Consider the following 26,079-nt stretch of genomic DNA (forward strand, 5'->3'; position numbering starts at 1 on the left):
AAAATAAATATATTGCAAAAATGAAATAAAAATCGTAGAATAAACATTGTCGCTGATTTCAGTGAGAAGTGGTACGAGCCGTTAGTTCAGTGGGAGAACGCTTGCTTGACAGGCAAGAGGTCACTGGTTCGAATCCAGTACGGCTCACCATACATATGATGCCAATGACGCCGGTTTGAGGGACTTCCTCGGCCCGGCGTCATTTTTTATGAGAGGAAACTACATATCGTGCGAAGCACCCTTTTTCTGGCGGGTGTGATTTTGGTTTTTGACCTTATGGGATCCATCCATCGGTTCTCCGTACGGCTGTTTCGGAGGCTGGGGGAGATCCGGTTTGCTTTGTTGCTTCGGTCCCTTTCTATTCTTGGAAGACATTCCTCTCAGCTCCTTTCGGTTCTTCTTAGTATGCATAAGGAGAAATGGCAATATGCATTGCATCCTGTCACGATCTGCCGGTAAAATAAAGAAAACCTTAATGGAAAAATCAGAAAAGAGGAAAATTATGTTGTATGCCGTTTTATTATTTGTTCTCGCCGGCCTTTGTGAAATAGGCGGCGGGTACTTGATATGGATCTGGCTGCGGGAGAGCCGGCCTTTTTTATTCGGGCTGTCAGGCGGCATTCTGCTTATACTGTATGGTGTCATTGCTGCCTTTCAGGTGTTCCCTTCTTTTGGAAGGGTATATGCTGCTTACGGCGGGGTCTTTATCATAATGTCTGTACTGTGGGGATGGCTGGTGGACCGGAAGACACCAGATCTGTATGACTGGCTTGGTGCAGCCGTTTGTTTAATCGGGGTCAGCATCATGCTGTGGGCGCCCCGGCAATAATAAAAGCACCAGGGCACCCCCGTACTTGCGGGAATGCTCTGGTTTTTACTCTGCCTGTATACCGGCCTCTTTTGGTTTCCTGTCTTCGGCAGCGTTAATGACGGCGGTCCCCGTCAGGTCGCCGGTGATATTTGTCATAGTTGCTCCCATACCGACCAACGCGTCAATGGAACTTAAAAGAACAACGGTTTCAATCGGAAGGCCGGCCATCGAGAACACGGTGGCAATCATAACCAGACCTGCGCCGGGTACGCCCGCGGTGCCGACTGTGGCCAGCGTGCCGACAATCACAATTTCGATAAGATTGCCAAGAGCGAAGGATTCGCCCACGACATTTGCTGCAAACACGGCTGAGACTCCGATGCGGATGGCGGCACCATCCATATTAATCGTGGCTCCAAGCGGCAGACTGAACCCATACAGACTGCGGGAGAGCTTTAGATTTTTGGCAGCATTTAATGTCAGCGGAAGTGTACCGGAACTGCTTTGCGTCACAAACGCTGTCAGCATAGGGGTACGGGCCTGGGCAAAAAATTCTTTTACGTTAACGTGGAATAATGTAAGGATAAAGGCATATAAGAGGAGTTGAACGAGAATAGATCCGTAGAACACCCCTACCATTGCTCCTAAAGAGGTTAACGTCTCCATTCCTTGTTCGCCTGTCGTTTTTGCCATAATCGCGAAAATACCAACGGGAACATACTGAAGAATCCAGCCCATTACTTTGAACGTAGCTTCGTTTAACCCTTCTGCCACCTGCAGTACACGATCTCCCATATCTTTCGTTGCATCGGAAGAGCGGAGAGAGGCAATGGCAATGCCGAAAACGATCGCAGTAAAAATAATTCCAAGCAGATTCATCTCGCTGAACGCATTCACAATGTTTTCAGGCACGATATTCAATAAAACGCTTATAAATCCAGGGTTTTCTGGTACATTCACTTCTTCTTCCGTTTCCAGAGTAACCCCTTCTCCCGGATTAATCACACTTGCGATAGTCAAAGCAATGGTTAAGGCCAGAGCCGAGGTTACAATATAATATAGAAATACTTTTCCTCCCATACGGCTCATGTTGGTTAAGCTGGTCTGGTTTATGCCTACGATTAATGTGAATAAAATCAACGGGATAATTAAAAAAGTAAGCAGCCGGATCAGCAGATCTCCAAAGGGTTCAACCACGGCTGCATTATCTCCGAAAATGAGTCCGGTGAGCACGCCCAGCACCAGGGCAATCGTTATTTTTAAAATCAAGGATGATTCAATATAGAGGTGCCATACCTTTTTCATATCATACCTGCCTCCTTTCATTTTAATGATTATAGCATGCCAAAATAGGGGGGATAAAATCAATAAATGCAACTTACCGGCATGGCGCTGCAGGGACTCCTCTTTATTTTCCTATTAGAGATTTCTTCCCCTTGCATGTTAAGATATAAACGGTATATGGATATGGAGGGAAAGGCATGGATCTACTATACACATGGCGGGACGCCTTTATGAGTTTACCGTGGATAAAAATCGGTATTGCTTTCGTTATATTTTTGGTCATTTATTTATTCCGGAAAATCTTCACCCGATATATTTTTAAAATGATCATGAAGTTTGCGAAAAAATCACCTACTTCTATTTTTACAAATATACTGGTCGCCTTTGAAACGCCGGTTCGTTTTTTTATCGGGGTTCTTGGCGTCTATTTGGCTGTACTTTATTTACCTGTTCCCCATGAGCATATGAGTGACATTAATATGATTTACCGTTCGATTGTTATTGTTGTCATTGGCTGGGGATTATTTAATTTTTCTTCGATGACATCGAGTCTGTTTCACCGGATAGCTCATAAAATGGAAGACGGGGCAGACAGTATGATCATTCCGTTTATGTCAAAACTCTCCCGTTTTATTATCGTATTGTTGACTATTACAGTCGTGGCCTATGAGTGGGGTTATAACATTAACGGCCTGGTTGCCGGCCTGGGACTCGGGGGACTGGCTGTTGCACTGGCTGCACAGGAAACGCTGAGTAACTTTTTAGGCGGGGTGATTATTGTTACAGAACGTCCCTTTAAAAAAGGAGACTGGATTGAAACACCAACCGTAGAGGGCCTGGTGGAAGATATCACCTTTCGCAGTACAGAAGTGAGAACATTTGCAGATTCCCTTGTGACTGTTCCTAATAAAACACTGGCGAATGAAGCTATTACGAACTGGTCGGAAATGAGTGTCCGCCGAATTATGTTTACGGTCGGTGTAGAATATGCTACCTCTCCCGAAAAAATCGAGAAGGTAGTGGAACGTATGGAAACGATGCTGCACGAACATGACGAGGTGGATAAGGAATTAATTTTAGTCAAATTCAGTGAAATGGGAGACTCCTCCTATGACATTTTCGTATATTTTTTCACAAAAACAATCGCATGGGTCGAATGGTATGAGATTAAGCAGCAGATTAATTTAAGCGTCATTCGAATTTTGGAGGAAGAAGGGGTGAATGTAGCTTTTCCATCCCGGTCGCTATATTTTGAAAAATACCCAGAGGATTTTTTACAAGCCCTTGACCGTAAAGAAAAAGAATAGAGGGACTGCGAACGTTTTGTGACATCTTCTTTCAAAACTGTGGAATTTACAGGGAGAACGTTTTATAATGATGTAAGAAATTGTGCGGTAAAGGGGAAGATCTCACATTGGAACAGCTTGAAACACTATCATTAGGAAAAGGATTGTCTGTGCAGAAAATTATTGAATTCGTGCATCTGCTTGAACACTATGACAGTGATGTGTTTTTTGAAAAGAAACATGCTGCTGCTAACGGAAAAAGTACACTTGGCATGATGTCGGTCTTTACGACGATACGGATAGGAGATAAAGTTCATATGCGTGTGAAAGGAGAAGATGCCTCTTCGTTGCGTTCGGCTGTTCGTACCTTTCTGGACGATGTGGAAAGGGAAGAAGAGCAGCTTGGATATTGGGAAGAAGAAGGAGCCGAGACGGTAGAACAGGCAATGACAGCATCGTTAAACAGTTGGACACCTGATGTCCGGCATGTAGCAAAATCGTATCTCAAAACAACAAGACAATAATGACTTAGCTGTTTCTTTCCCCTGTGGTAAATGAAACAGCTTTTTGATGGAATCTTTTCATAAGAATGATAAGGAATAGGAAAAATCTCTGGCAAATGGTTACATCCTTGTCTGCCCTCCGATATAATAGAAGAAACACTTAAGCGGAAAACTGAAGGTGATCTTACATGCGGTATACATTAACCGAAAATGTGGAGCAGGGGGATAAACTAGCCAAGCATATTTATGCGGCGGACGGGCGGGTGTTATTAAATGCAGGTATCCCATTGACCGTGGGCCTTATATCGAGACTGCACTATATGGGGGTACAGGCTGTTTACCTTGAAGACGAACAACTGAGTGATGTGACGGTGGAGGAAGTGGTCACAGAAAAAACGAGACGAGCTGCTACAGCTGCACTTAGTGAGTCTTTTCAGTTTATTCAAAATGGCGGGGACCTTGATGTTAAAAAAATAAAAAGAACGGTCTCCTCTCTGCTCGAGGAGATAATGGCCAATAAGGATATATTATTGAATTTGACTGATATTCGAACCGAAGACAACGCATTGTATTCTCATTCTTTAAATGTATGTGTGATGGCTGTTTTAACGGGAACAAAAATGAATCTGGAACGGGTCAAACTGGAAGAGCTGGCGGTTGGAGCGTTACTGCATGATATCGGGAAAATACTGCCGGGCCGTCCGGGTGAAGAAGAGGACCACCATGCCTGGCGGGGTTTTAACTTTCTCCGCAGAAATAAAGAAATCAGTACGTTATCCTCCCATATTGCCCTGGCCCACCATGAAAATGCAGATGGTTCCGGTGAGCCGAGGGGATTGGAAGAAGAGGATATTCATCTGTTGGCGAGGATAACAGCTGTAGCGGATTATTATGATAATTTAGTGAACGGTACATATAATAACAGACCGCTGCAGCCCTTTGAAGCATGTGAAAAACTGCTTGGCCTGACTAATCATTGTTTTTCTCATCATGTCGTATGGAAATTCATGCGGACTATCGCTTTTTATCCCACAGGCAGTCAAGTGAAGCTCACCTCCGGCGAAGGGGGTGTAGTTGTGCAGCAGCATAGAGGTCTTCCGCAGCGGCCGATTGTGCGGACCTTCAAAACATTTGCCGGTCAGGCCGACGATTTTGAAATCACAGATCTTGATCTGGCGCAACACACTACTTTATTTATAGAAAACTCGCTGGACTAAAAGCAGATCAAAATTATTGTTCGTAACTGTACCCAAGGAACGCAACGTATTTTGACGAAGCGATAGAAAGACGCAAATACATGTCTGAACGATTCTTTGAAGCATTCGTTCAGACGTTTTTTTGTCTTATACTTGGGTTTGCTTCAGCCCTTTTTCTAATCCTGTCCAGGGTTGGATGCAAGAGAAAAGACCTAATTTTGGGAATTCTGAAATTGGAGGTGTAAAGAGAGGAAAAGAAAGGGAATAAATAGTTTATAAAGGAAGGAGGGAAGGCTTGTGAGAATAGCAGGACTAGTAATTATCATTTTCAGTCTGCTGGCGGCGTGCGGGGAAGAGGATGATGAGAATAGGCATGCTAACCATGCCCCCAGTAAAGAGGAAACAGCTGTCTTTGAAAAACAGCCTCCCTCAAAAGTGAAAAGTGTAACAGATACGCCGCAGCAGGGGGAGAAAACGTTCTACGACCTGTTTAAAGAGACAGATATAGAGCAGCACCAGCTCTCTTACGTGAGAGAATACAAATCAGATATAATAAATAAACTTGGCAGCCCGGAAGAAAGCGGCTGGTATGAAGGAGCTGAATTTATCCAGTTTCGTCATGGGACGTATTTTATCAACCCCGATACGAATAAAGCAACAGCGGTAGCCGTTCAGAACCCGGGCTTGGAACAGGCTGATATCAAAAAATGGTTAGGTCCGCCGGATGAAACATTTGAAAATGCCATGGAAGGATTGTGGACCCAGCAATACGTTTATAAAGATGGGAGCATTGTAGTGGAAAAGACCAACGAAGACGCATCGGCTATTATGTGTATCTGGTATCAATCAAATGAAAGAGAAAACCAGGCAGCCTTTCCGCCTTCATAAGTTCACCCTCTGACGCCTTGTCAGGGGTTTTTTTAATAGAAATATTGTCTGTGATTTCAGTAATGAAGCATTTACGGGCAGAAATACCAGTGTGTTGATAAAGAAGTAAATGGCTCATTGTTATATAACAAAAAATAAATATATTAATTTTGTAAAACATGTTGCATAACAGAACTTTCTGTTATACTATAATAACTGTAAATAAAAACTGTATTATTACAGAACTTAAAGGAGAGGTGTTCAATGGAAAATCGGGAAAAGGCCGCCCTGCTGCAGGAGGAATGGGAAAACAATGAGAGATGGGCTGGAATTGAACGTCCATATTCCGCCGAGGATGTTGTGAAATTGCAGGGGTCCATGCCGGTGAGTCATACTTTGGCAGAAGAAGGAGCAGAAAAATTATGGCATCTACTGCAGACTGAACCGTTTGTGCCCTCTTTAGGAGCGTTAACGGGAAATCAGGCGGTTCAACAGGTGAAAGCTGGATTGAAAGCGGTTTATTTAAGCGGCTGGCAGGTAGCTGCTGATGCAAATTTGGCTGGCCAGATGTATCCTGATCAAAGTTTATATCCTTCCAACAGCGTACCGCATGTGGTAAAACGGATAAATCAGGCACTGCAGCGTGCGGACCAAATTCAACATATGGAGGAGACCGGAAATGTAGATTATTTCGCACCAATTGTAGCGGATGCGGAAGCAGGTTTTGGCGGTCAGCTGAATGTTTTTGAATTAATGAAAAGCATGATTGAAGCAGGTGCTGCAGGTGTTCATTTTGAAGATCAGCTCGCTTCTGAGAAAAAATGTGGTCATCTTGGCGGAAAAGTGCTGGTTCCGACGCAAACGGCGGTCCGGAATCTGATATCCGCACGACTGGCGGCGGATGTGAGCGGGACAAATACCTTGATTTTGGCAAGAACGGATGCTGATGCAGCAGATATGGTCACAAGTGACATTGATCCGTATGATCAGCCTTTTCTTACCGGTGAACGAACCGATGAAGGATTTTACAGAACGCATGCAGGCATGGACCAGGCGATTGCAAGAGGATTAGCCTATGCTCCTTATGCCGATTTAATCTGGTGCGAAACCTCAAAACCAGACCTTGAAGAAGCCAAGCGTTTTGCAGAGGCGATTCATGAGAAGTTTCCAAATAAACTGCTTGCTTATAACTGTTCTCCTTCTTTTAACTGGCAGGGTAATTTAGACAATGAAACAATTGAAAATTTTCAGAAGGAGCTTGGGAAATTAGGATATAAATTCCAGTTTGTAACACTGGCAGGATTTCATGCGTTAAATCACAGTATGTTTGATCTTGCCCTTGGCTATAAGAAGCGGGGAATGGGGGCTTATTCCGAAATGCAGCAGGCGGAATTTGCAAGAGAAGCAGATGGCTATACAGCCACCCGCCATCAGCGTGAAGTAGGCACCGGCTACTTTGATGAAGTCTCTCAGGTAATAGCAGGGGGGACTTCCTCCACGACTGCTATGAAAGGATCAACAGAAACGGCCCAATTCTAAAAGGGAGGCACAGCCTGAAAGAAGGTAGGACCTTGGTTCCAGGCATCCGAGAAAAATCAGGCTGGGACAAAACCATAAAAAGTAATACATTCCCGAACGGTTTTTATCAATCGTTCGGGAATGTTTGTGCATCACTGTTTATCGCTGCGTCCAAATACTTCGCTTTCACCCGCAGGGAACAAGGGCGGCATCTGCTCCAACTTCCTTTGGTCGTTGTCGCAGTGTCTTCTTTGCCGGGGAACGGCTCGATCTTCCTCAGCAGACAATCCCTGCACGAAACATTCGGTTTTTTCGATTCATACATTCTTTTGTCCCGGCCTTGATAACGGACGGCGGCCATCCCGATTTCCGCTGTACAAGTTTCCTTTTATCTGCCTGATGCCCCGGCTTCCTTCTCCCATTCCGGCGGCGTAGCAGAATGACGCTGGAATAGGATATAGAAACCAGCCCCAAGCAGAACCACGAATCCGGCACTGTATAAAAACAGCAGAGAAAACCCAGTGTAGGAGACGATGACTCCCAGGAGAAAAGATCCAAGCGCAATCCCGGAATCAAACATCATAAAAAAGGTAGCGGTCGCGTAACTGTTACGATGTCCAGCTGTTGATTGCACAGCAAGGGATAACAGGCAGGGAAGAAGTGTTCCATACCCTGCGCCAATCAGACCGGCCGCTGTTAAAAACAATAAAGTCGTTTGAGCAGCGCTTAATAACAAGAGCCCTGCGGCAAATACAAAAAGGCACGGCATAATAACAATTTTAGGCCCGCGCTCATCAAAAAGGCGTCCGAGATACGGCCTGGTCACCAGCATAGTAACCGCGAAAACAAGGAAGAAATAACTCGAGACCTTTTCGAGCCCCAGTTCAGCGGCATACACAGAAATAAATGAAATCACACCGGAATAGGCAAATGCAACAAGACTGCTCATGGCAGCGATCGGCAGGGCGTTTATTTCAATTAAATCATGCAGGGATAATTTTTTCTTCTGTAAGGGAGCGGAAGCAGATGGCTCTCTCGTCTTTACTGCCAAGGCGCATCCCACACCGGCCGTCATTACTATACTTAATATGATGAATAAATACTGGTAAGACACAAACTGAATGAGGGTCAGGCCAAGAAACGGTCCAACGACAACGGCAAGATTCATAGACATGGTAAAGTAGCCAAGCCCTTCTCCTCTTCGTTCCTCGGGGACCACATCCGCCGCGATAGCTGACGTAGCAGTAGTCAGGATCCCAAATGAAATGCCGTGCAGAAGTCTCAGTACCATCAATGTGGTAAAGCCGGCTGCCCAAATATAACCAAACGTGGACACGGTAAATACAATAACGCAAAGCAACATTATCTTTTTCTTTCCGGCCCTCTCCATCAAATTTCCGGAAAACGGCCGGATAAGGATGGCTGTGATAAACATCGCTGTGACGGCGAAACCTCCCTGTGCTTCGGTCCCTCCCATATCGTAAATAACATACAGTGGCAGCGTGGTCAGCAGCGTGTAAAAAATGACAAATACAATAAAATGGACAATCGAGATACTTAGAAAATCTTTTGTCCATATCGGCTGTTTTTTTTCTTTCATCTTCCAATCACTTCCTATCTATCGGTGCCCAATTTTTCAAGCAGCCGGTACAACTCTATCTGTTCCTTCTCGGTTAAAGAACCAGCGAACCGTTCCTCGAATGCTTTTACACTGTCCTGAATCTCAGGGAGCATCGTTTCTGCCGTTTCTGTTAATACGATAATACGTTCTCGTTTGTCCTGACCGGAGATACGTTTCACCCAGCCCTTCTTTTCCATTCTTGTAAGCGTACGGGTGACTGTCGGAGCCTCAACCTGCAGGTATTTCCATATCTCCGTTTGTGTCATCGGCCCTCTTTTTGTCAGCACATAAAGAATTGTCCATTGCGAAGCATATAATTCATGCTGTTGAACATATTCATTCAATTCTTTAGAAAAAAGCCTGACTTTTTGGTTTAAGAGGTGCAGGACATCACTTTTTTGCATATTCAAGCTCCTTTTATTTACCCAGGTAAATAATAGTCAATGACAGTTAGTATATATTGTTAAAAAAGCCTTGTAAACAGGGGATTTATATGTAAGGGCTTACGATGCGGCTGAAAAAGTATAAAAAACAGAGGTGTGGTTTATTTAAATGTTCATGAAATAAAAAGCCAGAGATTCCTGCGTTGACCAGCTGTTGAGGGAGCGGTAAGTTGTACAGACGAAAATTTTCCGAACGATTTATAGAAATCATTCGGAAAATTTTTATCTTACCATGATATTATCGCAGCCCTGGAGAAAAGTAATTATATCAATTCCTGTTCAGAAATAAGAATTCCGTCTTCATCGGCATATACCCAATCTCCCGGCTTCCAAATAGCATTTGCAAACCGAAGGGAGACATTGTGCTCCCCTTCGCCCTTTTTAATAGATGGAAAAGGAGTTGTTCCAAGAGCAAAGACAGCTGCTCCCATCCTGTTGATTTCCCCGGCATCCCGAATAGAGCCATTTATAATGACTCCGGCTAAATTTCTATTCTCTGCAATAGCTGCTAGGTTATCTCCCATTAATGCGTACCGGCGGGATGCTCCTCCATCCACGACCAGAACGCTTCCGGCCGGTACGGTTTCAAGGGCCTCTTTAACGAGAACATTGTCTTCAAATACCTTCACCGTTTGCACAGGTCCAAAAAAAGACAGCTTGGCCCCGAACCGCTGGAACAACGAGTCAGCCAGTACAACATGGTGCGGGTGCTGATCGCATATGTCTGCCGTTAATCCCATGTTTTCCCCTCCTTATGTTTAAATGTTACTTCATGGAAGGATTTCGACAAAAACAGGCTTTTTCCTGTTAGAAATAAGACAGAATGGTTTCTTTCCGCGTTTTCGTGTGATAATCTATGAAAGAGAATGAATGAGGAGGCGCGTGTTATGAAGCAAATGGATGCAAATGAGATTATTTCTTTTATTTCGGAAAGTGAAAAAACAACTCCGGTGAAAGTACATATTAACGGGGAAGGCCTCGAGAAAATAGGCTTCGGCAATGAAACAAAACGCTTTATTACAGGCAGCACTGGTGTCCTTTTCGGAGAATGGAAGGATATTAAGAAAGGAATCGACGAAAACCCGGATAAAATTGAGGACTATGTCGTAGAAAATGACCGCCGGAATTCCGCCATTCCTCTGCTGGATTTAAAAGATATTCCTGCAAGAATTGAGCCGGGAGCCGTAATCAGAGACCAGGTAGAAATCGGTAAGAACGCTGTTATTATGATGGGAGCAACGATCAACATAGGGTCTGTTGTCGGTGAAAATACAATGATTGATATGAACGTGGCTCTTGGCGGACGGGCTACGGTCGGCAGTAACTGTCACATAGGGGCCGGATCCATTCTTGCCGGCGTTATCGAGCCGCCTTCGGCCAAGCCGGTTGTTGTAGAAGACGGAGTGGTAGTAGGAGCCAATTGTGTTATTCTCGAAGGCGTAACTGTCGGAGAGGGTGCTGTCGTTGCAGCTGGTGCTGTTGTAACGGAGGATGTTCCGCCAAATACGGTGGTTGCCGGCACACCGGCCCGTGTTATAAAAGAAATTGATGAACAAACAAAAGGAAAGACGGAAATGAAGCAGGAGCTTCGTCGATTGAATGAAGACTAAAATACTGGAATGACCTGTACTGCCCGGCCTGGAAAAGTTCCCGGCCGGGCAGTCTTCCATTTATTCCATGTTTATAGAAAGGGAAGAAGACCATTGAACTGGATGAATATGGACCAGGAATATCTTATGCCTGCCTATCAGCGTCTCCCCATTGCGGTAGAAAAAGGGGAGGGAAATTATTTAATAGATAAGGAAGGCTTTTCTTATCTTGACTTGTTTACCGGCCTGGCCGTAAATATCCTCGGACATTCTCACCCCTATATATTAGAGAAGCTGGAGGAACAGGCCCGGCAGTTTTTACACATTTCCAATGTATTTTTAAATACGCCGGCTATCACACTGGCCAGACGGCTGATTGAACAGACAATAGAGGGAAAAGTATTTTTTGCAAATTCAGGAGCGGAAGCGGGAGAAGCTGCAGTAAAGCTGATTCATAAGTGGAGGCAGAAGCATCCACAGGAAAAGGATGGCATCGTGGTACTGGAAAACAGCTTTCACGGGCGTACTCTTGGGACGGTCCGGTTAACACGCCAGGAAAACGTATATCAGGATTTTCCGGCAGCTGATTACCCGGTTTATGAAACGGCTCCCGAGGATTTGGAGGCACTGGAAAAAGTGTTTCAAACCAACCATCCGGCCGCGTTTTTCATGGAACCGGTACTTGGCTCTGGAGGGATCAGGCCCTTATCAAGAAAATTTATGGAAGGGGCCGAGCAGCTTTGCCGCCGATACGATGTACTTTTCTGTTTGGATGAAATCCAAACCGGAATGGGAAGAACCGGGCGGCTGTTTGCTTATCAACATACACAAGTGACGCCTGATCTTATTCTGTTTGCCAAAGGAATTGGAGGCGGTCTTCCGCTGGGAGGGGTGATTGCCCGTAAAGGATTGGATACCCTTTTCCAACCGGGAGATCATGGCACTACATTTGGTCCCAGTCCGTTGAGTGCTGCCCTCGGAAACGCTGTTCTCGATGTTCTTCTGGAGCAGAACGGTTTAGAGAAGGGAAGAGAACAGGCGGATTATTTATGGGAACAGCTGGAATACTTAAAAGTAAGAAGCGGCGGCAAGCTCCGTGAAATCCGCGGCAAAGGCATGATGCTTGGCTTAGTTCTGAAAGCTTCCGCAGAGGAAGTAAAAAGCATTCAGCAGAAGCTTTTGCGCCGAGGATTTATGGTGAATGTTACACAAGGGACGATCATCCGGCTTCTGCCTCCACTCACTCTTCAGCCTAAAGAAACGGATTCCTTTGTTCAGGCTATGGAAGAAGAATTATCCGCAAGACGAGAAGGAGGGCGCCCGTATGAAGGCTGAAGCGCTTCGTACTGTGAGAAGGGAACTCCATCAAATTCCAGAATTGGGTTTTAAGGAACATAAAACTCAAAACGTTTTGTTGGAAAAAATAAAGATGATGCCGCAGGGTCACCTAACCGTAAGAACATGGCGGACAGGGCTGTTTGTGTATGTAAATGGGTATGCTCCGGTAAAAACGATCGCTTACCGTACGGACATGGACGGGCTGCCCATTCAGGAAAACACGACGTATTCTTTTCCATCCAAGCATGAAGGTTACATGCATGCCTGTGGTCATGATCTTCATATGACCATAGCTCTGGGTATCCTCGCTCATTTTGCAGAGGAACAGCCAAAGCAGAATCTGCTTTTTGTTTTTCAGCCTGCGGAAGAAGGTCCGGGGGGAGCTCTTCCTATGCTTCGATCTGAACCCTTTCAAGAATGGAAGCCGGAAGAAATATACGGACTTCATATTGCTCCGGAATATCCAGTGGGAACCATTGCGACTAGGCCGGGGCTGCTGTTTGCAAACACGTCTGAATTGTTTATTGATCTAAAGGGGGTGGGGGGGCACGCCGCGAGGCCCCATATGGCTAACGATATGGTGGTCGCAGCCAGTCATCTCGTCACCCAGCTTCAGACTATTGCAGCGCGAAATGTAGATCCGCTTGATTCCGCGGTGATTACGATTGGTACCATCGCAGGCGGAACCAAACAGAATATCATTTCAGAAACTGCCAGACTGGAAGGCACCCTGCGTACTCTTTCCATAGAAAGTATGCATAAAGTGAAGAACAGAATTTCATCCATCGCCGCTGGCATTGAGACAAGTTTTGACTGCGAAGTTTCCATTGATTGGGGGTCAAACTACTGCCAGGTGAAAAACAACGAGCAGTTAACCCGGCGTTTTATGGAATTTTCGAACCAGCAGAAACACGTAGAAGTGGTGGAATGCCGGGAAGCCATGACCGGCGAGGATTTTGGCTATTTTCTAGAAAATATTCCGGGCGTAATGTTCTGGCTTGGGGTAAATGCCTCCTATGGTCTGCATGATTCGCGTTTAGAACCGGATGAAGAGGCTATATTCACAGCAGTGCCGCTTATGATTTCCTATCTATCTCAAGCCTGAGGCTGATTTAACTTTATTTTCTCTGTTGTGGTATAATAGAGGGAGTATGAAGGAAGGGGTGGGTATATGGCTTATTTTAATGGAAAAAAAGAACCCCCGCCACAAGTGGAAACTCCTGTCTGGTCTTGTACAGGTGAGAATTGTGCAGGATGGATGAGGGAAAACTTTACATTCGAAGAAACACCCAGCTGCCCCTTATGCCACGCAGAGATGAAAAAAGAGACAAGAACCCTGCCGCAGATCCCATAGTTTTCATTTAAAAAACGGTCCGATAGAAGTCGGACCGTTTTTTTTAACCCTATTCCCCTGATCTTGGGAGGGAACGGCCTGCTGATGTTTTATTTTATGCCAGCGGAGATCGGATGTTTATTTCCTCTCGGAGGCCCTTCCATATTCAATTGAATTTTTTCCTCCGAGTCCACATGAAAGAAGTGGGCATTGTCCATGTTTAACACCACTTCCATCGTGTCTCCCATTTGAATCGTGTTGAGGGCAGGAAACCGGGCGATAAGTTTTTGACTGCCAAGCGTATGGTAAAGAATCGATTCAGCTCCATGCAGTTCAACAACCTCCACCTGAAGAGAGAGGCAGGGGTAATTTTCAGACATCAGCTCTCTGTCCTTTTTCCAGATATCTTCCGGACGGATGCCGAATAGAATCTCACTGCCGGTGAAACCTTGTTCTTTTAATGCTTCCTTGATATTGGCAGGGAGAGGCAGAGACTTGTCCCCGATAATAAGCTCCTGCCCATCAAAAAAAGCGGATAAAATATTCATGGAAGGAGACCCTATAAAGCCTGCTACAAACGTGTTGGAAGGGGTGTTGTACACTTCTTTCGGGGTGCCGATCTGCTGGATCACGCCGTCTTTCATGACTACAATGCGGGTGGCCATTGTCATGGCTTCGGTTTGATCGTGAGTGACGTATATGGTCGTCGTCTGAAGTTTTTTGTGCAGCTTTATAATTTCCGCCCGCATTTGCACCCGCAGCTTGGCATCAAGATTAGAAAGCGGTTCATCCATTAGAAAAACTTTAGGGTCCCGGACGATCGCCCGCCCCAGTGCTACTCTCTGACGCTGGCCGCCGGATAGAGCTTTGGGCTTTCTTGTTAAATAATCTTCCAGTCCAAGAATGCCGGCAGCGTGTTTTACGCGGCGGTCTATCTCCTGTTTATCGAATTTGCGCAGTCTTAAAGAAAATGCCATGTTTTGATAAACATTCATATGGGGATAAAGGGCATAATTTTGAAATACCATGGTAATATCCCTGTCTTTTGGTGGAATATCGTTCATTCTTTTTCCATTAATATGTAACTCTCCGGCACTTATTTTTTCCAAACCGGCAATCATCCTCAGTGTGGTGGATTTACCGCAGCCGGAGGGACCGACAAATACAATAAATTCTTTGCTTTTAATGGCAAGGTTAAAATCAGATACAGCATGTACATTGGAATCAAATATTTTTTCAACATGGTGAAGCGACATATCAGCCATTTTTGGAGCCTCCTGTAAAGTGGAATTTAGTATAAGCGTAATAGGATATATAGCTTTCTGCTATAGGAAGAGTGACTAAATTATCTACTCTTCTCTTGTGCTTTATGACCGTGAGAAGATTTAACAATAATAGGCAGGATAGAGGTGTCTTCTACGTTTAACACTAAAAACTAAAAAGACCTGCGGGCGATATGTCAACAAGAAAACCGCGGAAAAAAACGAAATATAAGCTCTTCTAAGAAGTATAATATACGAGGAGGTTCTAGAATGAAGAGGAGAGACGTGGCTGTTATAGGAGGAGGGCCGGCGGGGTTAAGTGCAGCATTGGTTTTAGGGCGGTCGCTTCGCGATACGATACTTATCGACGCACAGGCTCCGCGGAATATGGTAACGGCGTCCTCTCATGGTTTTCTTACCAGAGACGGGATCAGTCCCTTTGCGTTCCGCCGTATGGCGAACGAAGAATTAACAGCGTATGAAACGGTTGAGATATGGAAAAATACGGTACGGGATATTGAAAAAACGCCGGACGGCTTTACGATAGACGTGGAAAGTGGAGAACAGATTTTCAGCAAAAAAGTAATTCTTGCTACCGGGAAAAAAGAACGATTACCGTCGATACAAGGTTTCCGTGACGTGTTCGGAAAAAGTGTATTTGTCTGCCCTTATTGTGACGGATGGGAGAGAAGGGGAGAACCGCTTGCTGTTTTTGGAAGCGGGGAAAAGGTCGTGGCGTATGCTTCTCTTGTCAGAAACTGGAGCAGCGATCTCGTGGTTTTTACAAACGGAGAGCATTTACCGGGGGAAGCCCGGCGGGAACTGGAGCGTCGTCATATAAAGGTGGTGGAGGACGCTATTGCTGCCTGTTATTCGGTCCATGGACGGTTACAGTCTGTACAGGTGGAGAATAAGGGTCCTATCAGACGAACAGGCGGTTTTATTATGGGGACGGGAACGGAACAATCCTTTGAACTCCCTCCCCGACTTGGAGCCTCCATGAATGAACGGAACGAATATGAGACAGATGCCCATGGCCGCACAAATATCAACGGTCTCTATGCTATTGGAGATGCCAGCCACTCGTTTACCGGCCTTGTTTGTGCAGCCGGAGAAGGCTATGAAGCAGCCGTACATCTTAATAAGACGATGATAGAGGAAGAATGGCAAAGAGAAAGGCAGGCAGCGGCTGAAACATAAAGGACCGCCGCTGCCTGCTGTTTGTTTTACGCTTCTTGTCTTTTATCCACGTACACTTGATGGGGATATGGAATTTTGATACCGTTTTTGTCGAGCGCTTCTTTGCAGGCCTTCCGGAGTTTTCGTTCGATCCCCCATTGTTCCATGTTTTCTGTTTTTCCGAGGATCCGAATAACGACATCCGAATCACCAAATCCCTGCACTCCAAGAACATCTGGTCCTTCTTTGATGGCCGGCTCTTCAGAAGCCAGTTGATCACAGACATTCTGCAGTACCTGAACCGCTTCGTCAATGTTATCATCATAAGAAATACTTATATCCACCATCGCACGCATATTACCGCGCGAATGATTATTCACCGTACTGATTTCCCGGTTGGGTATAAAATGAAGCGTTCCGTCAAACCCCCTTATCTGAGTGGTTCTTAATCCAACTTCTTCAACCACGCCGTCAATCCCCGCAGCACTAACGTAGTCTTCCACATCCACCTGTTTTTCCAATAAGATAAAGAAGCCGGTTACAATGTCACTGACCAGTCCCTGCGCCCCAAAACCTACCGCAAGTCCGACAATACCTGCTCCGGCAATAATCGGAGCGATCTCGAGGCCGAATATTCCAATAAGTATCGTAATAAAGATAAAAAGAAGCACATAGGAAAAAACGTTAATACTAAGCTTCATCAGCGTCTGAACTCTGCCAGGGTGCATGTTCTTCTGCTCCTGCATCCGGGAGAATGTACGGATTATTACATTTTTTCCGATCGTTCTTACAATAAAAAATCCGATAATGAGAAGTAATATTTTTAGAAGCCCTTTTACAATGGCGGCTAATAAGGCACTTCCCAAAGTCATTCCTAACATCTCTTCCACTTGTTTCCACTCCTTGTCATTAAAAGTTCCTTTTTCATTACCCCTCCGTGCAATGAACAAAATACGAGTTTCTTCGACAACGCAAGATATTATAACATAATTGCTTCCAATGTATAAGATAACAAATAGATATATCTTTATTCCAGAAAGGAAGGAGTTTGTCCATGAGACATCAAGCAATACCAGGTTCCCCGGCCCCTCCATTTACTGTATCGGTCGTTTATCCTGATCAAACATTCGGGGAAGTCAGTTTGTCCGGGATCATGCAAAAAGGGAAATGGACGGTACTGTTTTTTTACCCAATGGACTTCACCACCGTGTGTCCCACGGAAATTACATCATTAAGCGATCAATACGAAGAATTTGAAGACTTAGACGCAGAAGTTATCGGGGTGTCCACCGACACCGTTTATACCCATCGAGCCTGGTGTCAACTTGAAAGGGAGAGGAATGGACTTGGAAAAATTTTATACCCTCTGGGTGCAGATACCAACCATAAAATGTCAAGAGATTATGGAGTATTGGAAGAAGAGAAAGGAACAGCGCACCGAGGGCTTTTCATTATTAATCCAGAGGGAGAAGTGATGTATTCTGTCGTCCATCATCACAATGTCGGCAGAGATACAGATGAAACACTGCGGGTACTGCAGGCCTTGCAGACAGGCAGACCCTGCCCGGCCAACTGGAAGCCCGGCCAACCTTCCCTGTGAGGAAGCAGGAAAAAAGGAGAGGGATCACAATGCCGCTGAAACAAAAATCTGACATGCCGGAATTGGCTGGAGAAACGCTGTGGTTAAATAAAGAGTGGAAAAAAGAAGAATTAATAGGAAGTAAACCAACTCTTATTCATTTTTGGTCGGTTAGCTGCGGCCTTTGTGAAGAGGCAATGCCAAAACTTAATAAACTGCGGGATTCTTATCAAAACGCTGTCCATTTTGTGTCCGTGCACATGCCGCGTTCCAAACGGGACCGCGACATAGATAAAATCACAAAAGGAGCCGAGAGAAACGGCATTACACAAGCTGTATTTGTGGATAATGACCATCTTTTAACGAATGCCTTTCAAAACGAATACGTTCCTGCGTATTATCTTTTCGATAAAGACGGGAGGCTGTATCATGTTCAAACAGGAGATGATGGGATTAGACTGTTGAGAAAAAAGATAGAACGTATTCTAAACAGAAGTTGACCCTATCTTTCTTAAAAGCGGCTGTCCTGTTTTGCGCTGCGCTCTTTCATCGTTTAAAATATAAGAAGTCTTGTTAATCTGAAAGAGAGCTGCGGAGGAAAGGTTATGAAAAAACAATTTGCCGTTATCGGTTTGGGTCGTTTTGGCGGAAGCATTTGTAAATCCCTGGTAGACGAAGGGATAGAAGTGCTCGCCATTGATCAGGATGAAGAGAAAGTCAATGAATTTGCTTCTCTTGTTACCCAGGCTGTGATTGCGGATACCACAGATGAAAAAGCGTTACGCGGCCTGGGCATACGAAATTTTGATCATGTTATTGTCGCAATTGGGGATGATATTCAGTCCAGTATTTTAACCACGCTGATTTTGGTAGAGATGGAAGTAAAACATGTCACGGTAAAGGCACAGAATGATTATCATGAAAAAGTGTTAAGCCGGATTGGTGCAGATGAAATTATTCACCCGGAGCGGGATATAGGGGTAAGAATTGCTCATAATGTGGTTTCGAAGAACGTGCTTGATTATCTGGAGTTATCGGATGAATACAGTATCGTGGAGCTGGCCGCCGGCCCAACGATAGATGGGGAGACGATTGTGGACCTGGACCTTCGCTCTAAATACGGCTGCAATATTTTAGCCGTCAAACGAGAAGAAGACATTAATGTTTCTCCAAGACCTGAGGCCATCATAAAAGAGGGAGATATTCTAATTGTGATCGGAGCCGACGATGATATCAACCGTCTGGAAAACCACTGGATTGATGAAACATAATAAAGGAGCTGTATCAAAAGTGCGTTACATGCTGAGGCATCCGCTGCAGGCGGACGCTTGCCGTGGGCAGCGCCTGCATGACCAACATCCTGTTGGCCCGGAGTCGCCGCCTTCCGCATCTGCCTCGGTTATATTTTCTTTATCACAGGAAAGGGGCTGTACCTATTGATACAGCCCCTTTAAATTATACTTCCATAATAATCGGTAAAATCATTGGTTTTCGTTTAGTCTTTTCATACAAATAGGGAGACAGCTGATCAATTACTTCATTTTTGATCTCTGCCCACTGCGTCGTTTTACGTTTCATTACTTCATCAAGGTGTTTGGTTAATCTGGCCTGGGCATCATTGATTAAATCACTTGACTCCCGCATGTAAACAAATCCGCGGGAAATAATGTCCGGTCCGGCAGAAACTTTGAAGTTTTTCATATCAATGCTGACTACTACAACCACCAGCCCCTCTTCGGAGAGAATACGGCGGTCGCGCAGCACAATATTGCCGATATCACCGATACCGTTTCCATCTACATACACAGATCCGGATGGTACTTTGCCAAGCGGCGCCGCACTTTTTCTTGTTAAGCCCAGAACTTCCCCATTCTCCATGATAAAGGAGTTTTCTTCCGGAACACCGCAGTCCCGCGCGAGCCGGGTATGCATTTTCAGCATGCGGTATTCACCGTGAATAGGCATAAAATACTGCGGCTTTAAAAGGCGGAGCATTAATTTCTGTTCCTCCTGGCCGCCGTGGCCGGACGTATGAATATTATTTAAAGAACCGTGTATGACCTTGGCACCGGCGCGCGATAACTGGTTAATAATTTTATTCACAGAAAGTGTATTGCCGGGAATAGGAGAACTCGAAAACACAACGGTATCCCCGGGTATAATCTGAATCTGCCGGTGGGTCCCGTGAGCAACCCGGGATAGAGCCGCCATCGGTTCTCCCTGGCTGCCTGTACATAAAATAGCAGCCTGATTATCCGGGATACGGTTTAATTGGGCAGCATCTACGAAAGTTCCTTTCGGCGCTTTGATATAACCAAGTTCCTGCCCGATTGTGATGGAAGATTCCATACTTCTGCCGAATACGGCGATTTTGCGTCCATGACGGACAGCAGCTTCCACGGCCTGCTGAAGCCGGTAAATATTAGAGGCGAACGTAGCAAATATTAAGCGTCCGTCGGCCTGCCGGAAAATATTATCAATGCTTTTTCCAACTTTTCTTTCAGACATGGTAAAACCGGGCACTTCACTATTTGTACTGTCAGACAACAGACAAAGGACGCCCTCTTCCCCGATGCGGGCCATTTTGGACAGGTTGGCCGGTTCACCGACAGGGGTAAAATCAAATTTAAAATCTCCTGTCTGAACAATATTTCCTTCGGGAGTATGAACAACAATCCCAAATGAATCCGGAATACTATGGGTTGTCCGGAAAAAAGACACTTTTGTTTTCTTGAATTTGATGACCTGATCTTCGTTTACCACATTCAACTTAGCGCGGCGCAGCAAACCATGTTCTTCAAGCTTTCCCTTTAAAAGGCCGATCGCAAGTTTACCGCCATAAATGGGGACATTCACTTCCCGGAGTAAATAAGGAATGCCGCCAATATGGTCTTCGTGTCCATGCGTTACAAAAAGGCCCTTAATTTTATCTTTGTTGCGGGCCAGATACGTATAATCAGGAATAACATAGTCTATACCAAGCAGTTCGTCTTCTGGAAACATGATTCCGGCATCGATGAGCACAATCTCATCCTGGTATTGTATGGCGTACGTATTTTTGCCGATTTCGCCAAGACCTCCGAGGGCGAAAATAGCAACTTGATTTTTTTTCATTTGTTTCATGCTTTACAGGTTCTCCACTTTAAAATCTTCTTTTTTCTGTTCATGCTTCAGTTGGTCCTCGGAAACCGGTTGAATGAACTCAATATTATAATTTTTATCCGCCAACTTCTGCCGTACTTCCCGTTCTGTTTCCGCTTCAATAAACAGGGAATCCGTATTTTCCCGCACAGGGATTTGATTAAAATCTTTTTGATAATACACTTTGAATATCATGTTTGATCTCTCCTTTTTCTATATACCTCAAGACATGCTGTCCAACGGCCTCCGGTTTCCGTCAATTGCAGCATATCTATATAAACGATCATTGTATTACTTCTACCATATATTATAAATCAAATGAATAAAAGTAACCACGAGGAAGTTTTTATTTTCATACGCCCGACAAGTATCCAATTAACAAATTGTAATCGATATCTGAACATTTTTCAATAGAATGTTACGCTGTATAAATATTATGTTCGAAAATATGATGAGTCGAGCGGTTTATGTTACGATATTACTTGTATTTTCAGAACGCGGAATATATAAAAGAAAGCTGTAAGGTGATGGAGTTATGAAAAAACCTTCTATCGTATTTTTTGACATTGATGGGACGCTTTATACAGAAGAAATGACATTACCTTTGTCTGCAAAAAAAGCTGTGGAAGAGCTTCAGAGAAAGGGAGTATATGTCGCGATCGCCACGGGCCGGGCCCCGTTCATGTTTGAACCGCTGCGGCAGGAATTGGGGATCGAAACATTTGTAAGCTTTAATGGTTCCTACGTGGTGGCAGAGGGGGAAGTGATTGATAAAAAACCTCTGGAAACTGCAAAAGTAGCTCAATTACATAAAACAGCCGGACAGCTGCAACATCCCATGGTCTTTCTGGATCATGAACAGGCGGCAGCAGATTCGGAAGAAAACCAGGCAATTGCAAAAGGACTTGGCGACTTAAAAATGCCGTATCCCCCAACAAAAAAAGATTATTATAAAGAAAAAGAAATTTTCCAGGCCCTTCTTTTCTGCGGACCGGAGGCAGAACAGGAATATAGAAATAATTATGATACGTTTCGTTTTGTTCGCTGGCATCAACTGGCGGTGGATGTCGTTCCTTCGGGAGGGTCAAAAGCTGAAGGCCTGCAGGCGGCGGCCAATCATTTAGGGTATTCTATGGAAGACACAGCTGCGTTTGGAGATGCCTTGAATGATATGGAAATGCTGAAAGAAGCGGGGGTAGGTATTGCGATGGGAAATGCCCTCGAAGAAGTAAAACAGGCAGCGGACATCGTGACTTCCCCTGTGTATGAAGATGGGGTAAAACAGGGGCTGGAACGAATAGGACTGTTATAATATTTGAGAAAAGCGTGGGGGCCCTGAACAGGGGTAATGTCCCATAGCAGCCTCGTACGGTTCTTCGTCCTGCAGACCCTTATGTGGGTCTGACGGGTGCTGGCGCTGGATCTCGAAAACATCCAAAATCTAAAAAGAAGGACGAAGGCTTATAAAGCCCCATCGTCCTTCTTTCCTGTTTCCGGTATTTCTTCTTCGATCCGGTCATAAAACATAATGCCATTAAGATGATCCAGTTCGTGCTGAAAAACAATGGAAGGAAGATCACGCAGCCGGAGCCGCACTTTTTCATTCTCCAGGGATATTCCTTCAAGAGTAATCCTTTTATAACGCGGGACATTGCCCGGAATTTCCCGGTCTACAGAAAGACAACCCTCCCCTCCTTCGAGGTGCGTCATTTCTACAGAATGTCGGGTGATCTTTGGATTAAACAATCCATAGCTGTACAGATTTTCTTTGTCATCCGTTACATGGACGGCAAACATTCGTTTGTTGATTCCCAGCTGCGGCGCAGCAAGGCCAACCCCCGAACGCAGCTGATATTTTTCTGCCATTTCGGGATCCTGACTGTTTTTTAGAAACTCCAGCATCTGTTTTAGTGTCTCTTTATCTTCTTCGGAAGGAGGCATGGGGACCTCTTCTGCAACCATGCGTAAAGCGGGGTGGCCTTCCCTTACAATATCATTCATCGTCAGCATGTATTTATCCCTCCAGCGCTTGCTTTTTATTATGTATTACAGAGTACAGGATATTATTTCAGTATATCAGAAATAAGGGAATGGAAAAACCAGAAGCAATTTAATAAGAAAATAAGAAAGGAAAAAGAAAAAAAGAGGGACTCTCCCCCTTTTTTTCGAAAGTAAATTTTTAGGCAAAAGCGTTTACTCTTTGTGTTCCACTCTTGAAGCTCCAACGATTACGAGCAATATAAATAACACGACGATCAACGCAAATGCTTTTCCGCCGCCGTACCCTCCAGTACTGTAGCCGCCGACCTGGCCCTGGCCATAGTTATAAGGGTTATACATTTGATTTCCCCACATTAGATTTCCCTCCTTCAAGACGAATACTGATTATGGGTTATTTCCCTAATACCCTATGTCATAGTAATAAAAATGAGTGGGCAGTAACCTAAAAAACAATGATGTTTGTTGATTTTAGAGTATGTGTTGTTTTATGATTGTGAGGGTAAATAACGTAAGAAAACTAGGATAGGAATGTAAATAAATGTTTGGAAGCAGGGAAGAAGCAGGGAGGAGAAAGCAGTGTTTTTACATAGCAAAAAACTATTTTTAGGAGCAGCGGTTATATGTCTGCTCTCCTTGACGGCATGTGGTGAAAGTGCATCCGATAAAGCATATACTCATCTCGAAAAGGCCGTAGAACTGGAAGAAGGGTTTGAAGCGCAGCAGGAACCCATTATGAACCTTGAAGAACAGGAACAGCAGTTGTATGAGGACATGCTCTCTCTTGGTACGGAAGAAATGGATGAAATTGAAAAGCTGGCAGAAAAAGCAAAAGATCTGGCGGAAGAGCGTAAAGGGAAATTGGAAAAAGAAAAAGAAAGTATTGAAGCAGCCTACGAAGAATATAAAACAGCGGAAGAAGAAATGAGCAGAGTAGAGGGAGCAGAAAGTGAGGCAGAATCTCTTCAGGAAGCCATGAACAACCGATATAACGCTTATCAAAGTTTATATGAAAGTTACCAGGAAGCTATTACACAGGATATATCTTTATATGAAGCCTTTACGAATGAAGATCTCACCATCGAAGAACTGCAGAACCAAATTGATCAAGTTAATGAACAATACAGCAAGGTTATCGAAAACAGGGATACGTTTAACGAGTATACCGATGAATATAACAAAGCAAAAGAAAACTTTTATGAAGCGTCAGAACTTGAGATTGACACTGGAGAAACAGAAGAGGTGGAAGAATCAAACTAAGGAGAAACCTCGGCGTGGGCGCAGAAGTCCGAGAAGGGTCTGCATAAGCAGGGAACAGCGTTTTCTAGAGGGAAAAACTACCCGGGAATCTTTCTGAGTCTCGCCGTCTTGTTTCAAACGCACGGCGGACGGACATTCATTCCTTTATTTCGTTGATTTTTCCAGCCCAGTCTTTTTTACGATTTAACGGAATAAATGTCCGCAAGATTCTGTTCGCAGGTGTGGAAATTAGGACACCAGCATCTGCCCACAAAAAGCCGGAACGATTCAGAAAAGAATCGTTCCGGCTTTTTTGTCCATCTGCACCTTGATATACACGAGGCGCCTTCATGTTGTAGTAAATAGTTATTCTGCCGGCATCCCACAGCGGCAGTCTGTCATATAAAAAAAAGAAATTGAATTCGCTTCCAACAGGGAATGCTGTTTGTAGCAAGTGCGAAATGATATATAACAGTAAGGTTTTTTAACAATTCCTCCAGAAGGCGGAAAACTCATAAAAACGTTTGAACAAAAAGGATTGACGAATCTTTTTCAATTAGTATATTCTTATCAAAGAGCAGGGTTGTTTCATTTTTTTTGAACTTTTACTGGAACAGTTGTATCATGTAAAAGAGATGGCTCCTGATGATTATACAAAAGGACTGCAGGGTACATTAGTTCTAGTGGAAATGATAAACATCCAAGCTGATGTTTTCATCGGATGTGGTTACCCTAATTGTAGGTTGAAATGGTGCGGAGGTATCTTATTTCTACCCATGGAAAGAAAGGAAGAGGTGAGCATTTGTGGCTAGCAATACATTAGAACAAGCGGAAGGTCACTTCGAAATGTTTCAGGTCATGAACGAAGAAGGCGAAATTGTAAACAAGGACGCCCTTCCGGATTTAACAGATGAGGATTTACAGGAATTAATGAAGCGGATGGTGTACACAAGAATCTGGGATCAGCGCGCCGTATCCTTAAACCGGCAGGGGAGACTTGGATTTTACGCTCCGGTGGCTGGACAAGAAGCTTCGATGCTTGGTTCGCAGTATGCATTGGAGCAGGAAGACTGGATTGTTCCCGGGTATCGTGACGTTCCCCAGATTGTATGGCATGGACTTCCGCTGTATCAGGCATTTTTATTTTCACGCGGCCATTTTCACGGAGGGCAGATTCCGGAAGAGCTGAATGTGTTATCTCCACAGATTATTATTGGAGCTCAAATCGTTCAAACCGCCGGTGTTGCCCTTGGTTTGAAGAAAAAAGAGAAGAATAGTGTGGCAATCACGTATACTGGCGATGGAGGCGCGTCACAGGGTGACTTTTATGAAGGAATGAACTTTGCTGGTTCCTTTAAAGCTCCGGCTATTTTCGTTGTCCAGAATAATCAGTTTGCCATCTCCGTACCTGCAGATGCGCAGACATCAGCGAAAACAATTGCTCAAAAAGGCGTTGCTGCGGGAATACCGGGAGTACAGGTAGATGGAATGGATGTTCTGGCGGTGTATGCTGCTACGAAAGAAGCAAGAGAGCGTGCCTTGGATGGCGGCGGTCCAACCCTTCTGGAAACGCTTTGTTATCGTTACGGACCGCACACGATGGCCGGGGATGACCCTACCCGCTACCGTACGTCTGATCTTGATGACGAATGGGAAAAGCGGGACCCGCTTGTTCGTCTGCGCAAGTACTTAGAAAGCAAAGACCTATGGTCTGAGGAACAGGAAAATGAAGTTGTCGATACGGCGAAGGAAGAAATTAAAGCGGCCATCAAGGAAGCAGATGACACACCGAAACAAAAAGTCTCAGACTTAATTGAAAATATGCATGAAGTGCTGCCTCCTCATCTAAAGGATCAGCTCGAAGAATATAGAGAGAAGGAGTCGAAGTAAGC

General features: G+C 44.7%; 28 protein-coding genes and 1 tRNA gene. 18 read left to right on the plus strand and 11 right to left on the minus strand.

Going from position 1 to position 26,079, the window contains the following annotated elements; all coding sequences use genetic code 11:
* Positions 1 to 75 precede the first annotated feature (75 nt).
* Positions 76 to 150: transfer RNA gene (locus G475_RS0103305), tRNA-Val, on the plus strand.
* A 69-nt stretch (positions 151 to 219) separates the two neighbouring features.
* Here the strand turns inward: G475_RS0103305 and G475_RS0103310 are convergent.
* Positions 220 to 375, minus strand: a complete 156-nt coding sequence (locus G475_RS0103310; protein ID WP_026700047.1) for a small acid-soluble spore protein P — start codon at positions 373 to 375, stop codon at positions 220 to 222.
* A gap of 127 nt (positions 376 to 502) precedes the next feature.
* Between G475_RS0103310 and G475_RS0103315 the strand changes: the two genes are divergently transcribed.
* The gene (locus G475_RS0103315; protein WP_026700048.1) at positions 503 to 829 is read left to right on the plus strand and encodes a YnfA family protein; all 327 of its coding nucleotides are present in this window, start codon (positions 503 to 505) and stop codon (positions 827 to 829) included.
* Between the two features lie 45 nt (positions 830 to 874).
* Here G475_RS0103315 and G475_RS0103320 read toward each other — a convergent pair whose 3' ends face one another.
* A complete protein-coding gene (locus tag G475_RS0103320; RefSeq protein WP_026700049.1) occupies positions 875 to 2,116 on the minus strand; it encodes a dicarboxylate/amino acid:cation symporter in 1,242 nt (413 codons plus the stop codon).
* Between the two features lie 176 nt (positions 2,117 to 2,292).
* On the opposite strand from G475_RS0103320, the gene G475_RS0103325 reads away from it, so the two are divergent.
* From G475_RS0103325 to aceA, 5 genes are all read left to right on the plus strand, one after another.
* Positions 2,293 to 3,402, plus strand: a complete 1,110-nt coding sequence (locus tag G475_RS0103325) for a mechanosensitive ion channel family protein (protein ID WP_026700050.1) — start codon at positions 2,293 to 2,295, stop codon at positions 3,400 to 3,402.
* A 107-nt stretch (positions 3,403 to 3,509) separates the two neighbouring features.
* The gene (locus G475_RS0103330; RefSeq protein ID WP_026700051.1) at positions 3,510 to 3,905 is read left to right on the plus strand and encodes an HPr family phosphocarrier protein; all 396 of its coding nucleotides are present in this window, start codon (positions 3,510 to 3,512) and stop codon (positions 3,903 to 3,905) included.
* Between the two features lie 167 nt (positions 3,906 to 4,072).
* Positions 4,073 to 5,101, plus strand: coding sequence for an HD-GYP domain-containing protein (locus tag G475_RS0103335; protein WP_026700052.1), 1,029 nt, complete (start codon positions 4,073 to 4,075; stop codon positions 5,099 to 5,101).
* A 276-nt stretch (positions 5,102 to 5,377) separates the two neighbouring features.
* Complete coding sequence (locus G475_RS0103340; RefSeq protein WP_026700053.1) at positions 5,378 to 5,968, plus strand: hypothetical protein; 591 nt, start codon at positions 5,378 to 5,380, stop codon at positions 5,966 to 5,968.
* Between the two features lie 243 nt (positions 5,969 to 6,211).
* A complete protein-coding gene (gene aceA / locus G475_RS0103345) occupies positions 6,212 to 7,486 on the plus strand; it encodes an isocitrate lyase (protein ID WP_026700054.1) in 1,275 nt (424 codons plus the stop codon).
* Between the two features lie 367 nt (positions 7,487 to 7,853).
* Here aceA and G475_RS0103355 read toward each other — a convergent pair whose 3' ends face one another.
* From G475_RS0103355 to rraA, 3 genes are all read right to left on the minus strand, one after another.
* On the minus strand, positions 7,854 to 9,065 hold the full coding sequence (locus G475_RS0103355) for an MFS transporter (protein ID WP_026700056.1): 1,212 nt from the start codon (positions 9,063 to 9,065) through the stop codon (positions 7,854 to 7,856).
* A 14-nt stretch (positions 9,066 to 9,079) separates the two neighbouring features.
* The gene (locus tag G475_RS0103360; protein WP_026700057.1) at positions 9,080 to 9,490 is read right to left on the minus strand and encodes a MarR family winged helix-turn-helix transcriptional regulator; all 411 of its coding nucleotides are present in this window, start codon (positions 9,488 to 9,490) and stop codon (positions 9,080 to 9,082) included.
* A gap of 302 nt (positions 9,491 to 9,792) precedes the next feature.
* On the minus strand, positions 9,793 to 10,269 hold the full coding sequence (gene rraA / locus G475_RS0103365) for a ribonuclease E activity regulator RraA (protein ID WP_026700058.1): 477 nt from the start codon (positions 10,267 to 10,269) through the stop codon (positions 9,793 to 9,795).
* 147 nt (positions 10,270 to 10,416) lie between these two features.
* Between rraA and dapD the strand changes: the two genes are divergently transcribed.
* From dapD to G475_RS0103385, 4 genes are all read left to right on the plus strand, one after another.
* Positions 10,417 to 11,139, plus strand: a complete 723-nt coding sequence (gene dapD / locus G475_RS0103370) for a 2,3,4,5-tetrahydropyridine-2,6-dicarboxylate N-acetyltransferase (protein WP_026700059.1) — start codon at positions 10,417 to 10,419, stop codon at positions 11,137 to 11,139.
* Positions 11,140 to 11,232: 93 nt separating this feature from the next.
* Positions 11,233 to 12,453 (plus strand): aspartate aminotransferase family protein, encoded by a 1,221-nt coding sequence (locus tag G475_RS0103375; protein ID WP_026700060.1) that lies wholly within the window; start codon positions 11,233 to 11,235, stop codon positions 12,451 to 12,453.
* Positions 12,443 to 13,561, plus strand: coding sequence for an N-acetyldiaminopimelate deacetylase (locus G475_RS0103380; RefSeq protein ID WP_026700061.1), 1,119 nt, complete (start codon positions 12,443 to 12,445; stop codon positions 13,559 to 13,561). The genes G475_RS0103375 and G475_RS0103380 overlap by 11 nt, the downstream gene beginning before the upstream one ends.
* Positions 13,562 to 13,627: 66 nt before the next feature.
* Entirely contained in the window at positions 13,628 to 13,810 is a 183-nt protein-coding gene (locus G475_RS0103385) for a cold-shock protein (protein ID WP_026700062.1), read from the plus strand.
* Positions 13,811 to 13,899: 89 nt separating this feature from the next.
* Here G475_RS0103385 and G475_RS24165 read toward each other — a convergent pair whose 3' ends face one another.
* Complete coding sequence (locus G475_RS24165) at positions 13,900 to 15,054, minus strand: ABC transporter ATP-binding protein (RefSeq protein ID WP_051302129.1); 1,155 nt, start codon at positions 15,052 to 15,054, stop codon at positions 13,900 to 13,902.
* A 267-nt stretch (positions 15,055 to 15,321) separates the two neighbouring features.
* Between G475_RS24165 and G475_RS0103395 the strand changes: the two genes are divergently transcribed.
* On the plus strand, positions 15,322 to 16,251 hold the full coding sequence (locus G475_RS0103395) for an NAD(P)/FAD-dependent oxidoreductase (protein WP_026700063.1): 930 nt from the start codon (positions 15,322 to 15,324) through the stop codon (positions 16,249 to 16,251).
* A gap of 26 nt (positions 16,252 to 16,277) precedes the next feature.
* Here G475_RS0103395 and G475_RS0103400 read toward each other — a convergent pair whose 3' ends face one another.
* Positions 16,278 to 17,111 (minus strand): mechanosensitive ion channel family protein, encoded by an 834-nt coding sequence (locus G475_RS0103400; protein WP_026700064.1) that lies wholly within the window; start codon positions 17,109 to 17,111, stop codon positions 16,278 to 16,280.
* A gap of 173 nt (positions 17,112 to 17,284) precedes the next feature.
* On the opposite strand from G475_RS0103400, the gene G475_RS0103405 reads away from it, so the two are divergent.
* The 3 genes from G475_RS0103405 (at position 17,285) to G475_RS0103415 (ending at position 19,080) form a co-directional block, all read left to right on the plus strand.
* Entirely contained in the window at positions 17,285 to 17,830 is a 546-nt protein-coding gene (locus G475_RS0103405) for a peroxiredoxin (protein WP_026700065.1), read from the plus strand.
* Positions 17,831 to 17,859: 29 nt separating this feature from the next.
* A complete protein-coding gene (locus tag G475_RS0103410) occupies positions 17,860 to 18,309 on the plus strand; it encodes a TlpA family protein disulfide reductase (protein WP_324603201.1) in 450 nt (149 codons plus the stop codon).
* A 105-nt stretch (positions 18,310 to 18,414) separates the two neighbouring features.
* Positions 18,415 to 19,080: a potassium channel family protein gene (locus G475_RS0103415; RefSeq protein WP_026700067.1), complete on the plus strand. Its 666-nt coding sequence runs from the start codon at positions 18,415 to 18,417 to the stop codon at positions 19,078 to 19,080.
* Between the two features lie 184 nt (positions 19,081 to 19,264).
* On the opposite strand, the gene rnjA is transcribed toward G475_RS0103415, so the two are convergent.
* A complete protein-coding gene (rnjA, locus tag G475_RS0103420; protein WP_026700068.1) occupies positions 19,265 to 20,932 on the minus strand; it encodes a ribonuclease J1 in 1,668 nt (555 codons plus the stop codon).
* A gap of 3 nt (positions 20,933 to 20,935) precedes the next feature.
* On the minus strand, positions 20,936 to 21,145 hold the full coding sequence (locus G475_RS0103425; protein WP_026700069.1) for a DNA-dependent RNA polymerase subunit epsilon: 210 nt from the start codon (positions 21,143 to 21,145) through the stop codon (positions 20,936 to 20,938).
* A gap of 340 nt (positions 21,146 to 21,485) precedes the next feature.
* Here G475_RS0103425 and G475_RS0103430 point away from each other — a divergent pair, with 340 nt between their 5' ends.
* The gene (locus tag G475_RS0103430; RefSeq protein WP_026700070.1) at positions 21,486 to 22,262 is read left to right on the plus strand and encodes a Cof-type HAD-IIB family hydrolase; all 777 of its coding nucleotides are present in this window, start codon (positions 21,486 to 21,488) and stop codon (positions 22,260 to 22,262) included.
* A gap of 149 nt (positions 22,263 to 22,411) precedes the next feature.
* On the opposite strand, the gene def is transcribed toward G475_RS0103430, so the two are convergent.
* Positions 22,412 to 22,960: a peptide deformylase gene (gene def, locus G475_RS0103435; RefSeq protein ID WP_026700071.1), complete on the minus strand. Its 549-nt coding sequence runs from the start codon at positions 22,958 to 22,960 to the stop codon at positions 22,412 to 22,414.
* 183 nt (positions 22,961 to 23,143) lie between these two features.
* Positions 23,144 to 23,290, minus strand: coding sequence for a YjcZ family sporulation protein (locus G475_RS26640; RefSeq protein WP_026700072.1), 147 nt, complete (start codon positions 23,288 to 23,290; stop codon positions 23,144 to 23,146).
* Positions 23,291 to 23,527: 237 nt separating this feature from the next.
* Between G475_RS26640 and G475_RS0103445 the strand changes: the two genes are divergently transcribed.
* Positions 23,528 to 24,208: a YkyA family protein gene (locus tag G475_RS0103445; RefSeq protein WP_026700073.1), complete on the plus strand. Its 681-nt coding sequence runs from the start codon at positions 23,528 to 23,530 to the stop codon at positions 24,206 to 24,208.
* Positions 24,209 to 25,033: 825 nt separating this feature from the next.
* Positions 25,034 to 26,077 (plus strand): pyruvate dehydrogenase (acetyl-transferring) E1 component subunit alpha, encoded by a 1,044-nt coding sequence (gene pdhA / locus G475_RS0103455; protein ID WP_084413978.1) that lies wholly within the window; start codon positions 25,034 to 25,036, stop codon positions 26,075 to 26,077.
* Positions 26,078 to 26,079: the final 2 nt, after the last annotated feature.

It is taken from the genome of Salibacterium aidingense DSM 18341 (assembly GCF_000429685.1).
Lineage (GTDB): Bacteria > Bacillota > Bacilli > Bacillales > Marinococcaceae > Salibacterium > Salibacterium aidingense.

Bases quoted from the DNA above. Each gene is read 5' to 3' on its own strand.
- G475_RS26640 (WP_026700072.1), bottom strand. From the start codon at position 23,290: ATGTATAACCCTTATAACTATGGCCAGGGCCAGGTCGGCGGCTACAGT.
- G475_RS0103380 (WP_026700061.1), top strand. From the start codon at position 12,443: ATGAAGGCTGAAGCGCTTCGTACTGTGAGAAGGGAACTCCATCAAATT.
- G475_RS0103360 (WP_026700057.1), bottom strand. From the start codon at position 9,490: ATGCAAAAAAGTGATGTCCTGCACCTCTTAAACCAAAAAGTCAGGCTT.
- G475_RS0103405 (WP_026700065.1), top strand. From the start codon at position 17,285: ATGAGACATCAAGCAATACCAGGTTCCCCGGCCCCTCCATTTACTGTA.
- def (WP_026700071.1), bottom strand. From the start codon at position 22,960: ATGCTGACGATGAATGATATTGTAAGGGAAGGCCACCCCGCTTTACGC.
- pdhA (WP_084413978.1), top strand. From the start codon at position 25,034: ATGTTTCAGGTCATGAACGAAGAAGGCGAAATTGTAAACAAGGACGCC.
- dapD (WP_026700059.1), top strand. From the start codon at position 10,417: ATGAAGCAAATGGATGCAAATGAGATTATTTCTTTTATTTCGGAAAGT.
- G475_RS0103335 (WP_026700052.1), top strand. From the start codon at position 4,073: ATGCGGTATACATTAACCGAAAATGTGGAGCAGGGGGATAAACTAGCC.
- G475_RS0103410 (WP_324603201.1), top strand. From the start codon at position 17,860: ATGCCGCTGAAACAAAAATCTGACATGCCGGAATTGGCTGGAGAAACG.
- rnjA (WP_026700068.1), bottom strand. From the start codon at position 20,932: ATGAAACAAATGAAAAAAAATCAAGTTGCTATTTTCGCCCTCGGAGGT.
- G475_RS0103425 (WP_026700069.1), bottom strand. From the start codon at position 21,145: ATGATATTCAAAGTGTATTATCAAAAAGATTTTAATCAAATCCCTGTG.
- G475_RS0103355 (WP_026700056.1), bottom strand. From the start codon at position 9,065: ATGAAAGAAAAAAAACAGCCGATATGGACAAAAGATTTTCTAAGTATC.
- G475_RS0103310 (WP_026700047.1), bottom strand. From the start codon at position 375: ATGTCTTCCAAGAATAGAAAGGGACCGAAGCAACAAAGCAAACCGGAT.
- G475_RS0103415 (WP_026700067.1), top strand. From the start codon at position 18,415: ATGAAAAAACAATTTGCCGTTATCGGTTTGGGTCGTTTTGGCGGAAGC.
- G475_RS0103315 (WP_026700048.1), top strand. From the start codon at position 503: ATGTTGTATGCCGTTTTATTATTTGTTCTCGCCGGCCTTTGTGAAATA.
- G475_RS0103400 (WP_026700064.1), bottom strand. From the start codon at position 17,111: ATGTTAGGAATGACTTTGGGAAGTGCCTTATTAGCCGCCATTGTAAAA.
- G475_RS24165 (WP_051302129.1), bottom strand. From the start codon at position 15,054: ATGGCTGATATGTCGCTTCACCATGTTGAAAAAATATTTGATTCCAAT.
- G475_RS0103385 (WP_026700062.1), top strand. From the start codon at position 13,628: ATGGCTTATTTTAATGGAAAAAAAGAACCCCCGCCACAAGTGGAAACT.
- rraA (WP_026700058.1), bottom strand. From the start codon at position 10,269: ATGGGATTAACGGCAGACATATGCGATCAGCACCCGCACCATGTTGTA.
- G475_RS0103325 (WP_026700050.1), top strand. From the start codon at position 2,293: ATGGATCTACTATACACATGGCGGGACGCCTTTATGAGTTTACCGTGG.
- G475_RS0103430 (WP_026700070.1), top strand. From the start codon at position 21,486: ATGAAAAAACCTTCTATCGTATTTTTTGACATTGATGGGACGCTTTAT.
- G475_RS0103320 (WP_026700049.1), bottom strand. From the start codon at position 2,116: ATGAAAAAGGTATGGCACCTCTATATTGAATCATCCTTGATTTTAAAA.
- aceA (WP_026700054.1), top strand. From the start codon at position 6,212: ATGGAAAATCGGGAAAAGGCCGCCCTGCTGCAGGAGGAATGGGAAAAC.
- G475_RS0103395 (WP_026700063.1), top strand. From the start codon at position 15,322: ATGAAGAGGAGAGACGTGGCTGTTATAGGAGGAGGGCCGGCGGGGTTA.